This is a genomic window from Anaerovirgula multivorans (genome assembly GCF_900188145.1).
GTDB classification, from domain to species: Bacteria; Bacillota; Clostridia; order Peptostreptococcales; family Natronincolaceae; genus Anaerovirgula; species Anaerovirgula multivorans.
In genome coordinates this window covers 119,161-131,766 of the sequence record NZ_FZOJ01000004.1, presented here as the reverse complement: position 1 = coordinate 131,766, position 12,606 = coordinate 119,161, and the positions used below count along the sequence as shown (strand labels likewise).

Below are 12,606 nucleotides of genomic sequence, written 5' to 3'. Positions count from 1 at the left end.
GTTTAGGAGGGAGGTGTAGGATGGAGGTTACAGAATTAGATAAAAAAATTATTAGGCTGTTACAGGAGGATTTACCCATATGCGCTGAGCCCTATAAGCAGATAGCAAAGGAGTTAGCAATGGAGGAAGAGGAATTACTGAATAAAATTCAGCAATACGTTGATTATGGCATAATAAGAAGACTAGGAGCGGTGCTAAGACATAGAAAAGCAGGAATCACTGCTAATGCTATGGTGGTATGGGGGGTGGAGTCCCCTAGAATAGCGGAGGTAGGCAAGTCTATGGCCATGTTTCCTGAGGTTACTCACTGTTATGAAAGGTCAACCTACCCAGATTGGCCCTATAACCTATTTACTATGATACATGCTAATAGTAAAGAAGACTGTTATGAAATTGCAGATAAGTTATCGAAAACCTTTGATATAAGTAATTATCAATTATTATTTAGTAGTGAGGAACTTAAAAAAACCAGTATGAAGTACTTTTAGAAATAAAATTCGGCTACAATTCAGAGGGAGTTTTTACTCCCTCTGAATTGTAGCCGAATTTACTTCGAGGATGTAGTGCTTGATCTCTCGCTTTAAGTAGACAACCGAAAGTTTGGTTTCTAACTTTCGTGTTGGTCACTTAGTTTGTTTATCTATAAGCAGATAACCAAAATCTTTGATTTTGTGTTAGTCGCTTAGTTTGTTTATCTATAAGCAGATAACCAAAATCTTTGATTTTGTGTTAGTCGCTTAGTTTGTTTATCTAGAAGAAGTGGGAGTCTTAGCAATACACCGAAGGATAAATCTAATATTTCTACGATAATATTCACTGAGGTTACTCTTAATAAAGAGTTTCCCAGCGGCGAAACCTTTACACTGTGAAAAATAAATTGATGAAGGTGATTTGTTAAAATTCATAATCTTTAAGGGTTTTAAAGACATAGTCTTGTGAGATTAGGTAGTCAATAATCTCAGGCAGAGCCTCTACTGTAGTTTGCTTTGTATTACTGTCATGCATAAGTACAATAGCTTCTTTTTTATTTTGCAATGTTTCTTGAAGTCTAGTTAATTGCTTCTGAGGTGAAACTCTATGACCTTCAGCATCACCAGTTACTACATTCCAGTCAATGCTTATATAACCAGCCTCCCCCACCGCCTGACGAAAGGGTTGCAGTCTTTTTCCAAAGGAGCCACCGGGAAATCGAATAAATTTTGACTTATAATAGTCAGTACCTAATATTGATGAAAAAACCTCATCTGTCCTTTCTACTTCGTCCAAAAAGTTTTGAGGATTTCCATAGATGTGGCGAAAATTATGGGTATAGGTATGATTACCTACTAAGTGGCCTTCTTCCCATGTTCGTAAAAGTATATCAGGGTGTTGTTCAGCCAGATTGCCAATAACAAAAAAAGTAGCTTGAATATTGTATTCTTTAAGAATGTCTAGAATATGGGAGGTTACATCGGGAGAAGGTCCATCATCAAAGGTAAGATAGACAACCTTGGCATTTTCATCAATAACAATGGGATCCTCCTCTGTGGGAGTTTCCTCTTCTGTTAAATCATCAATTGCTTCTTCTACAACATCCTCTGCATCAACAATGGCTACTGTTTCATAAGGAAGGATTACTTCGAAACTTAAAACTCCAGTAAATACAATTGTTAGTAGAATGACTGTTATACTTGTTTTCAAATGCTGCATTGCTATGCGCCCCCATTATTTTTAATTTCTCTATGTATAATTTTATCGCATTTTGTCTCCAATTAGATTACAAACTGATTAAAAAAGGTTACGAAAATATTAAGTTTTTTAATGGAGATAATTAAAACTAGAAGTAGGAAAAAAACTATAATACAATAAGGTTAAAATAAAATTTGAATGATATTGGGTGATAATAATGGAGAAAAGTCAAAAAAAAGTGCTTGTGGTAGAGGATGAAGCTTCTATAAGAAAGTTTTTAGCTATTAACCTTAATAGAAGTGGATTTCAGATATTAGAATGTGAAAGCGGAGAAGAAGCCTTAAAACTAATAGAAGGACAGAATCCTGCAGTTGCTGTTTTGGATGTAATGCTGCCAGGGATGGATGGATTTGAATTATGTCAACGACTTAGAGAACTTATACCAGAGATTATTATCATTATGCTGACTGCAAAGGGACAGGATATGGATAAAATAATGGGGCTAGAATTGGGAGCCGACGACTATATGGTAAAACCCTTTAATCCTTTGGAACTCATTGCTCGTATCCGCGCTAATTTGAGAAAAACAGAGGTAGGTAGAACGAATAATCATAAATTTATTCGGTTTCAGGAGTTAAGTTTGGATTTAGAGGGGCAACGGTTCTATAAACAAAATATAGAAATTGAACTAACGCCTACTGAATTTGCCATCATGAAAGTTCTAATGACCAGGCCAAGTAAAGCTTTTAGTCGAGATGAAATATTGAATAAAATCTGGGGTGAAAACTATTTTGGGGACATGAAGACAGTAGATGTTCATATTCGACGAATTCGAGAAAAAATAGAAAATAATCCTTCGGAGCCCCAATGGGTTGAAACTGTATGGGGATTAGGCTACCGACTAAGAGGAGCAGAGAACAATGAAGAGTATTAAAAAAAGATTAGTTTTTAATTTTGTATTCATCATTGTGATTACTGTAGTGATCCTTGAAATCTTTTTGATAAGTAGTATTAGACAGTATTATTATAAAAATCTAGAAAGCACTTTACTTAATCAGATTCAGACTTCGGCAAACCTCTATCAAAAATATTTTTCCGATGCTACGCTGCAAGAAAATGTACTAAACAATGTCGATACTTTTTGGAAGCAGACTTCTGCCCAAGTAGAAATTATTGATATGGATGGAAAGGTTTTGATGGACTCTATTGGAGTGATGCCAAAGGACATCAAGGAAATGGAGGATGTGAAAAGGGCGATAGAAGGAGAAATAGGAAAATGGGTTGGTAGTGTAGAGTATGATACAGAAAAGGTAATGGCAGTTTCCTACCCCCTCTACTCAGGTGAGCAACAGGTGGGGGTGCTGCGGTTTATTGCTTCTCTTAGAGAGGTAAACAGAGATATTAAAAGGATTGCCTATGTTTTCATTGCATTTGGAGGGCTGGTAACATTGATTACCGGATTGGTTAGTATATTTTTGGCTAACACGATCACTGGCCCGTTGGAAGAAGTAACAATTGTAGCAGAAAAAATGGCTATGGGAGATTATCATGCAGAAAACAGGAAAAAAAGTGATGATGAGATTGGGAAGCTTTCTGATATCTTAAACTATATGGCAAAAGAAATAATAAAAAAGGATCAGATAAAGAATGACTTTATATCTTCTGTATCTCATGAACTTAGAACACCCCTGACTTCTATTAAAGGATGGGCAGTTACCCTAAAACAAGATAATGAAGATAGACAAATTTTATCAGATGGTCTTGAAATAATAGAAAAGGAAAGTGATCGATTGACCCTTATGGTAGAAGAATTACTGGATTTTTCTAAATTTGAATCTGGTAAAATTACGCTTAAGATGAAGCCTGTTAATCTTCCAGAGGTGTTAGGGCATATAAAAAAACAGTTAATGCCAAGGGCTATAAGGGAACAGGTAGATTTTCAGGTTGATTATATTGATGAATTCCCTTTGATTTACTCTGACGAAAATCGGTTGAAGCAAGTACTCATTAATTTACTAGATAATGCTTTCAAATTTACCCCTACCAATGGAAAAATCAGTTTATTGGCTAAGCTGGAGGGTAACAATATCATAATTACCATTAAAGATACAGGTTGTGGAGTACATTCACAAGATCTTCCCAAAATTAAAGAAAAGTTCTATAAAGGAAAATCTAGCAATTCTCAGAACGGTATTGGTTTATCTATTTCTGATGAAATTATCAAAATGATGGGTGGAAGCTTAGACATTGAAAGTCAAGTGGATAAGGGTACCAGTATCATTATTACACTGCCATTGCAGGAGGTTGTTTAGATGAAGCCCGTTAAATTAATTTGCATCTTGATATTGATTATTTTTTATTCTACTGGTTGTGTCAGTACAGACAATGATCCTAGTTTGCAAATTGTACCGCCTAAAAACATCGACATTTCAATTCAAGGAACTTGGGAAGTTTCTGGTGTATTAAGCCAGTCAGCTACTGCTGAGGAAGAGCAGGAATGGAGGGGGAGAAGGATTATCTTTTCTGATCAATACGCGATGGTAGGAGAATATTTATTAATGAATGCCGGTTATCAAACCAAACAAGTAACTGCAGAAGAATATCTTCTTTATCATTATCAGTCTTTCCACGAGGGGTTTAACTTTTCACAGCAGGAGATTGAAGTCATTACTGTTACGGATCAGGATGTTTTTTTCTGCGAAATTTTAAAGGAAAAAGATGAAGAATTAATACTGAAAATTTATAATGATAGTTTTATTCTAAAAAAGATTTCTGATGAAGTGAATGAGGAGCTGTTGAAGCAGCTGAAGGAAGAAAATTCTTGGCAGGAAAAGGTTGAGAATTTTCCACAAGATAATTTGACCCGTACAGGTGTACTGGTAGGTCTTCGTCAAACAACAGAAGAAAAGGGAGGACATCTACAGACCCAATCCTATAGAACCCTTTGGATTGCTTCAGAAAATAGAAAGTTGCATCCTTTTTTACAGACAGAAGATATTTTTTTCCCTAGGAGAAATGGCTTCTGGAAAATGGAAGTGAAAAGAATAACTAAAGAGAATAAAACAGAGGAGTTTTTAGTTGCCTATAATATTTTGATTAGGGAGAAAAGTCCAATAGAAGAGATAAATCCACAGTTGATTGTAGGTCAGGAAAAGGAAGAAGCTTTATATAGAACGATTAACTATATTAGTAATGACTATGTTTCTATTGAAGAGAGAAGCTTTAGAATGAATCAAGGAGACGACGTATTACAGAAGGAAGCAGTACATATTTTAGTTATTGATAGCCTCCCAACGATTAGAAAAGTAAACATCTTGGATCTATTAGGAAATGCAGGGGTAGAAGCAATAGAAAACGGAAGAAAGAGGGTGTTGAGTGAGAAAAAGGACAATAGTATGTTGCGAAAGGAAGAAGAGAATGAGAACTATGGACTTGAAAGAAGGCTTGGGCATTGGCTATTAAAAGGAAGAATCAGCTATTTTGAGGATGATGAGTTAGCCACCACCGACTATAATATTAACCTGATTCCACCATCGAAATTGGTTTTTTATGATGAACTAAGTATCCCTTGGACAATGGTAAAGGATAAAGTCCCTACTGCTGTCGATGTATATACTTCACCCAATAAAGATATTGCATTGGTAGTGACAAAAAATGAGGTGATAGTATTTGGCATCGAGGGTCAAAAACTTCAGCAGGAGCCATTAGAAAAAATTTACCTAAGAGAGGGAGAAACTGTTATTATGGCAGAATGGGCAATAGGGCCTTATGTAGAAAACTGGGAAAAAGCTCTAGAGAACTATATTAATAACTATATAAAAAATTAGGGAGTGATTATAATGAATGCTATGCTAAAATTGATTCAAAGCCATCGTTCCATTAGGAAATATCTTAAAAAACCTATTCCCGATGAACTCATTGAGGAATTATTAACCTCAGCTCAATGGGCTTCTTCTTCCCACAATGTTCAAGCCTATAGTATTATCGTAGTGAAGAAAGAAGATACCAAAAGAAAGTTGGCAGAATACTGTGGCTCTCAGCATTGGGTAGAGGTATGTCCTGTTTTTCTAGTTTTTTGTGCTGATTTTTATCGACTGAAGCTAACTTCAGATATGTATGGTACAGAATTTAAAATAGATGAGGTGGAAAATTTGATAGTGGGTTCGGTAGATACTGCTTTAGCAGCGCAAAACCTGCTGCTGTCAGCAGAATCCTATGGATTAGGAGGGGTTATTATTGGAGGTATTCGAAATCAACCAGTGGAGGTTGCGAAACTACTTAACTTGCCTCAACTAACTATACCGATTATGGGAATGTGCCTTGGCTATCCTGATCAAGACCCTGGTCAAAAACCGAGATTACCCCAAAGAGCTGTTGTTCATCAAGAGTCATACAACCGAGAGTATATCGTTGAAGATTTAGAAAAGTATGAAGCTATTTCTACTAAGTATTATATAGAAAGAACCAATGGAAAAATAACTGCTGGTTGGACAAAACAGATGGCAGAATTTCTTAGTCAGTCCAGAAGACCACAACTGAAGGAATTTATAATGAATCAGGGAATTAGATTGAAGTAATTAATTGAAGGTATAGACTAGAGAAAGGTTTCTATTCAAGAAACAATAGAAATTTTTCTCTAGTTTTTTCTCGCAAAATTATTAAAGTATATAAAAAATGATAGAATATAGAATATGGTTATAAAATGAGGCTTAATTCAGAGAAAATCTCTGTAATATAGTGAAGGATAAAAAAAGGAGTCATAGAAGATGGGAAAACAAGTGAATGTATTAGTGATAGGTGGGGGCGCAGCAGGATTGATTGCTGCAATAGCTGCTGCGAGAAATGGTGCAAAGGTAACTATTTTAGAAAAAATGGATCGAGTTGGAAAAAAACTTTTAGCGACAGGCAATGGTAGATGTAATTTTACGAATATCAATATAGATTTAAGATTTTTTCATGGAAGTAATGTAAGGTTTGCACAGGGGGTTTTAAAGGCCTTTGATGTGGAGCAAACCCTAAGCTTTTTTGAGTATTTAGGGGTTGCTCATAAAATAGAAGATGGTGGTAAGATTTTCCCTATGTCGGATCAAGCATCTAGTATGTTGGATTTACTAAGATATGAAATACAACAATTAGGCATAGAAGAATGCTGCAATGCTGAAGTTATTAAAATACAAAGGAATGATAGAGAATTCGAGCTTGTTCTTAAGGATGGAAGCGTAGTTGAGGGAGAAAAAGTGATCATTACTACTGGCGGTAAGGCAAGTCCACAGTTTGGTTCTGATGGAGATGGACATCGGCTAGCCGTGGATTTAGGTCATAGGAGTGTAGAAACTTTTCCAGCCCTCGTACAATTGAAGCTTAATGCGCCGTTTTTAAAAGCATTAAAGGGGGTAAAATTTATAGGAGAAGTCTCTGTTGTTAAGGAAGGACAAGTCCTACGGAGAGAAAGAGGAGAAATTCTTTTTACAGATTATGGGATTTCTGGACCTCCAGTTCTGCAACTAAGCCGTAGAGCAGGGGAAGCATTAATGAAGAGGGATAAGATACATATTCAAATTGATATGTTTCCTGATTTAGATGAAGATGAACTCATGGAAATGCTGGAAATACGTCTAGGATACCAACCCCAAAAGACTTTAGAATTCAGTTTTACTGGCCTGTTAAATAAACGTTTGACTCCTGTTGTGTTAAAGGAAGCAGGCATAAAGGATTCCCAAAAGAAATGTGGAGAAGTTTCTTTAACAGAAACAAAAAAAATCATACGCTTTTTAAAACAATGGAAAATAAAAATCACCGGAACCCAATCCTGGAAAAATGCCCAAACCACAGCAGGAGGCATTGATGTGGGCGAAATTGATGCAAAAACAATGGAATCCAAATTGATTTCAGGCCTGTATTTTGCTGGTGAGGTGATGGATATAGATGGAGATTGCGGAGGATTTAATTTGCAGTGGGCTTGGTCCTCTGGTTATGTGGCAGGAGAATATGCAGCTTTAGATTAAGTAAGGTGGAAGGGAGTAGAGCCATGATTCGTGTACCAGATATTAAAATATCGATTGATCAGGAAAAGACTGATATGAAGGCAACTATATTTAAAAAACTAAGGATAAGAGAAGAAGACTTAATCGACTATACTATTTATAAGGAGTCCATCGATGCTAGAAGAAAGGATAGGGTGGAATTCGTATATACGGTAGACGTAGAGGTGAAAAATCAAGACAAGCTATTAAAAAGAACAAAGGATAAGAAAATCATCTTAACTCCTGATATGAATTACAAATTTGTAGATAGAGGGAAAGTTAAGCTTGAACAGCCTCCCGTAATTATTGGAACAGGACCAGCGGGGCTATTTGCAGGTTTGATTTTGGCACAGATGGGTTACAATCCTATCCTGTTAGAACGAGGTAAAGATGTGGATCATAGAACAAAGGATATCCAAGAATTTTGGAGGAAAGGAGATCTAAACCCAGAATCGAATGTACAATTTGGAGAAGGAGGAGCCGGAACCTTCTCTGATGGGAAGCTAACCACACAAATCAAAGATATACGATGTCGGAAAATTTTAGAGGAATTAGTGAAGGCTGGAGCACCTCCAGAAATCATGTATGTCAGTAAACCTCATGTAGGCACAGATATACTACGGGATGTGGTGAAAAATATAAGACAAGAAATCATAGAATTAGGAGGAACCGTATTATTTGGCAAGAAGGTAACAGACTTTATAATACAGGATGGAGCGATTAAGGGAGTTGTCATTAATGGGAAGAATACCATTGAAACAGAAGCTGTGTTATTGGCTATTGGACATAGTGCAAGGGATACCTTTGAGATGCTTTATAAAAACAAAGTGGAAATTCATCAAAAACCATTTTCTATTGGGGTGCGGATTGAACACCCTCAAAGTTTGATAGATAAGAGCCAATATGGAGATTATGCAAATCATCCTAGACTCGGAGCTGCTGATTATAAAATAGCTCATCACTGTGCAAATCAACGCTCTGCCTATACTTTTTGCATGTGTCCTGGAGGGCAGGTGGTGGCGGCTGCTTCTGAGAACGGAGGCGTGGTCACGAATGGTATGAGTGAACATGCAAGAGATAAGATAAATGCCAACAGTGCTTTGCTGGTTGGAGTAGATCTCCAGGATTTTGAGAGCGAGCATCCACTAGCTGGCATGTATTTTCAAAGAAAATGGGAGCAAAGAGCTTTTGAAGCTGGAGGAGGAAACTATCGAGCTCCAGCTCAGTTAGTAAAGGATTTTTTGAAAAATCAACCCTCTAAAGAGTTAGGAATAGTTCGACCTTCCTACACGCCAGGCGTAGTACTAACGGATTTGAGACAATGCCTTCCAGGATTTGTAGTAAATACTATGAAGGAAGCTATTGTTGCTCTCGATAGAAAGCTTCATGGGTTTCAAATGGGAGATGCAGTTATGACAGCAATCGAAACAAGAAGCTCTTCACCTATTCGCATTAAGAGGAATGAAGATTATCAAAGTAATTTAAAAGGCCTGTATCCCTGTGGAGAAGGGGCAGGATATGCAGGGGGTATCATTTCAGCTGCTGTAGATGGAATAAAGGTGGCAGAAGCTATAGCTGGAAAATATAATTTATAAAAAAATAAAATCAACTAAAAATTTTTTAAAGATTCAAATTTTTTAGTTGATTTTTTAATGGTGATAAGATAAACTATATACAAATAAACACGTGTCAAATAGTACAAACTGTGCCATTTGACACATTCCAGTCTGTAAGAGAGATTCTTTGATTTATAATATCTAAAGTCTGAAGGATAATAATAAACAAGATTAATATACATGGATACAGAGTATATAATACTTGTGTAAACAATCTGAAAATTCAATGAAAATAATTTTAAGATCTTCCTCAGGAAGGTTTTGTTCCTTTATAAGGGCTGTATATTTATTAGTTATGCAAGAGTTTTTATTAGCTTGAATTTCTAGTAACGAGAAGAAATTATTAAGCTACTAAACTATATACAATCATGTGAAAGGAGTGGTGGGAAAAGAGATTATAGCATTTCCAAAACAACATTTTTAAAAATAAGGGGGAAATTTTTATGTTTAAAAAGCTATTAGCTTTGTTGATGATTGGCCTGTTAGTATTTGGTCTAGTGGCCTGTGGTCAAAATGAACCAGCAGCTGCACCGGAAGATGGTGAAGAACCAGCAGTTAGCGAAGGATTGGGTTTTAAAATTGGTTTAGCAACTTCAACTGTTTCTCAAAACGAAGAAGAATTTCGAGCTGCAGAAGAAATGGTAGCTAGATATGGTGCTGATGTGATCAAGCACGTTACATATCCTGACAGATTTATGCAGGAGCAAGAAACTACGATTGCTCAAATCGTTGCTTTAGCAGCAGATCCAGAAGTGAAGGCCATTGTTGTTGTTCAAGCTGTACCTGGAACAGCAGCAGCTATTGATACAATCAAAGAAACAAGAGATGATATTGTATTTATAGTGGGTAATCCTCATGAGGATCCAGATATGATAGCAGCTCGTGCAGACATTCTTTTAGACGTTGATCAATTAACCCGTGGTAGAACAATTGTAGAAAATGCTCAAAAAATGGGAGCAGAAACCTTTGTACATTATTCCTTCCCAAGACATATGTCTTATGAGCTTTTATCTCAACGTAGAGATATCTTTAGAGAAACTGCAGATAAATTAGGTATGAAATTTATTGAAGTAGATGCCCCAGATCCAACTGGTGATGCTGGTATCCCAGGAACACAACTGTTTATTTTAGAAGATATTCCAAGACAGGTAGCGACTAATGGAAAAGATACTGTATTCTTTGGAACCAACTGCGCTATGATGGAACCAATGATTCGTTCTATTATGACTGAGGGAGCAGTATTTACAGAGCAATGCTGTCCATCCCCATATCATGCATATCCAGGAGCTTTAGGAATCGAAGTTCCTACAGAAGAGGCTGGAAATGTTGCCTTCATGTTATCACAAATCAAGAATAAGGTTGGAGAAGCTGGTGCTAGTGGAAGAATGGCTACTTGGAAAGCACCTGCTAGTATGGCTATGGTAAGAGCTGGAGTAGAATATGGTGTTGCCTATGCTAAGGGAGAAGTAGATAAATTTGATGTAGCTAAAATGACAGAGCTATTAGCTCAAGAAACTGGTGGAGAAGTTGAGGTAACTGCATTAGATGGTCTACCAAACTTCTTGATGTTTGTTGCAGAGTTAGAAATATTCTAAGAAATAAAACTAAGTTTCTTAGAAAATAGTGGGATAAATTCTATTGAGGTTGCCCTTTGGCAACCTCAATATTTAGGACTTCATTTGTCAAAGGAGGGAACAGTGTTGACAGCAGAATATTTATTACAGATGAAGGATGTTAGTAAAGACTATTCCGGTAATAGGGTGCTAAAGGGTGTCAATATTAATATCAAGGCTGGTGAAATTCATGGCTTGGTAGGGGAAAATGGTGCAGGAAAATCGACTTTGATGAACATTCTTTTTGGCATGCCTGTGATTCATAGCACAGGAGGCTATGAAGGAGATATTTTAATCGATGGAGAGGTTGCTAACCCCAAGTCTCCTAAAGAGTCGATGGAGCTGGGGATCGGTATGGTGCATCAAGAATTTATGCTAATCCCAGGTTTTAGTATTACGGAAAATATTAAATTAAATAGAGAAATAACAAAAGACAACTTATTTAGTCGGATATTAGGGCCTAAAATGAAAACCTTGGACTTCAAGAAAATGGGACAGGATAGCCGTGAGGCCTTAGATAAGCTAGGAATGTCCATCGATGAATGGCTGCCGGTAGCAGGATTACCAGTAGGATATATGCAGTTCGTAGAGATCGCTAGGGAAATCGATAAAGACAATTTAAAACTATTGGTATTTGATGAGCCTACAGCTGTTTTAGCGGAATCAGAAGCCGATAGGTTTTTGAAAATTGTTCGGAAATTAGCAGATATGGGGATTGCAATCTTGTTTATTTCCCATAGATTGGATGAAATTATAGAAATAACGGATAACATTACTGTATTGAGGGATGGAGAAGTTGTTAGCAACTTAATAACGAAGGATGCTGATGTTCATAAAATTGCTGAGTTGATGGTGGGTAGAAAAATCGAGAGCACCAATATGGACAAAATCTTTAAAGAGGAAACAGAAGACGAGGATTATATTTTAAATATAAAGGATCTTTATGTAGATATGCCTGGAGAGGTGGTAAAGGGCTTAAACCTAAAGGTACGAAGAGGTGAAATTCTAGGTATTGGTGGTTTAGGAGGCCAAGGGAAAATTGGTGTTGCTAATGGTATTATGGGGCTATATCCTACAAAAGGTGAAATTTTGAAGAATAGTGAGTCGCTTCCTTTAAATCAGCCTAAAAAGTCATTGGACTTAGGCGTTGCTTTTGTAACGGAGGATCGAAGAGGTGTAGGCTTATTATTAGACGATTCGATAGAACACAATATTGCTATTTCAGCACTTCAAATAAAGGAAAAATTTATTAAGAAAACAGCCGCTATTCGCATGATGGATGAAAAGATGGTTAGGGAGCATGCTTTGGACATGATTAAGGAGTTGGATATCCGGTGTACAGGGCCAAAGCAGTTAACCCGTCGTCTTAGTGGCGGTAATCAGCAAAAAGTTTGTATAGCTAGGGCATTGACATTGGATCCAGATATCATTTTGGTATCAGAACCTACAAGAGGCATTGATATTGGCGCTAAAAAGATTGTTCTTGATTTGCTAGTTAAGCTGAACAAGGAACTTGGGATGACAGTTATTATCACCTCCAGTGAACTGGCAGAGCTCCGTTCGATTTCTGATAGAATTGCCATCATTTTTGAAGGAAAGCTAGAGGGGATTTTAGCTCCTAATGCCAGCGATGTTGATTTTGGTTTGATGATGGCTGGAGAATACGGCAAAGAGGGGGTATCATAG

At 36.8% G+C, this 12,606-nt stretch carries 10 protein-coding genes; 9 read left to right on the top strand and 1 reads right to left on the bottom strand.

The features are described from left to right. Positions 1 to 20 precede the first annotated feature (20 nt). Positions 21 to 488, top strand: a complete 468-nt coding sequence (gene ahbB / locus CHB72_RS05690) for a siroheme decarboxylase subunit beta (RefSeq protein WP_089281903.1) — start codon at positions 21 to 23, stop codon at positions 486 to 488. A 406-nt stretch (positions 489 to 894) separates the two neighbouring features. On the opposite strand, the gene CHB72_RS05685 is transcribed toward ahbB, so the two are convergent. Next, positions 895 to 1,689 (bottom strand): polysaccharide deacetylase family protein, encoded by a 795-nt coding sequence (locus tag CHB72_RS05685; protein ID WP_089281902.1) that lies wholly within the window; start codon positions 1,687 to 1,689, stop codon positions 895 to 897. Between the two features lie 196 nt (positions 1,690 to 1,885). On the opposite strand from CHB72_RS05685, the gene CHB72_RS05680 reads away from it, so the two are divergent. The 8 genes from CHB72_RS05680 (at position 1,886) to CHB72_RS05645 (ending at position 12,606) form a co-directional block, all read left to right on the top strand. Continuing rightward, the gene (locus CHB72_RS05680) at positions 1,886 to 2,602 is read left to right on the top strand and encodes a response regulator transcription factor (RefSeq protein WP_089281901.1); all 717 of its coding nucleotides are present in this window, start codon (positions 1,886 to 1,888) and stop codon (positions 2,600 to 2,602) included. Further along, positions 2,589 to 3,980: a sensor histidine kinase gene (locus tag CHB72_RS05675; RefSeq protein WP_089281900.1), complete on the top strand. Its 1,392-nt coding sequence runs from the start codon at positions 2,589 to 2,591 to the stop codon at positions 3,978 to 3,980. Before CHB72_RS05680 ends, CHB72_RS05675 begins: the two co-directional genes overlap by 14 nt. Next, the gene (locus CHB72_RS05670) at positions 3,981 to 5,495 is read left to right on the top strand and encodes a hypothetical protein (RefSeq protein WP_089281899.1); all 1,515 of its coding nucleotides are present in this window, start codon (positions 3,981 to 3,983) and stop codon (positions 5,493 to 5,495) included. A 12-nt stretch (positions 5,496 to 5,507) separates the two neighbouring features. Next, positions 5,508 to 6,245 carry an oxygen-insensitive NADPH nitroreductase gene (nfsA, locus tag CHB72_RS05665; RefSeq protein ID WP_207652506.1) on the top strand — a complete coding sequence of 246 codons (738 nt, stop codon included), beginning with the start codon at positions 5,508 to 5,510 and terminating at the stop codon, positions 6,243 to 6,245. Between the two features lie 189 nt (positions 6,246 to 6,434). Continuing rightward, positions 6,435 to 7,673, top strand: a complete 1,239-nt coding sequence (locus tag CHB72_RS05660) for a BaiN/RdsA family NAD(P)/FAD-dependent oxidoreductase (RefSeq protein ID WP_089281898.1) — start codon at positions 6,435 to 6,437, stop codon at positions 7,671 to 7,673. 23 nt (positions 7,674 to 7,696) lie between these two features. Continuing rightward, the gene (locus CHB72_RS05655) at positions 7,697 to 9,286 is read left to right on the top strand and encodes an NAD(P)/FAD-dependent oxidoreductase (protein WP_089281897.1); all 1,590 of its coding nucleotides are present in this window, start codon (positions 7,697 to 7,699) and stop codon (positions 9,284 to 9,286) included. A gap of 464 nt (positions 9,287 to 9,750) precedes the next feature. Continuing rightward, positions 9,751 to 10,902: a DUF3798 domain-containing protein gene (locus CHB72_RS05650; RefSeq protein WP_089281896.1), complete on the top strand. Its 1,152-nt coding sequence runs from the start codon at positions 9,751 to 9,753 to the stop codon at positions 10,900 to 10,902. Between the two features lie 102 nt (positions 10,903 to 11,004). Next, positions 11,005 to 12,606, top strand: coding sequence for a sugar ABC transporter ATP-binding protein (locus CHB72_RS05645; RefSeq protein WP_334293324.1), 1,602 nt, complete (start codon positions 11,005 to 11,007; stop codon positions 12,604 to 12,606).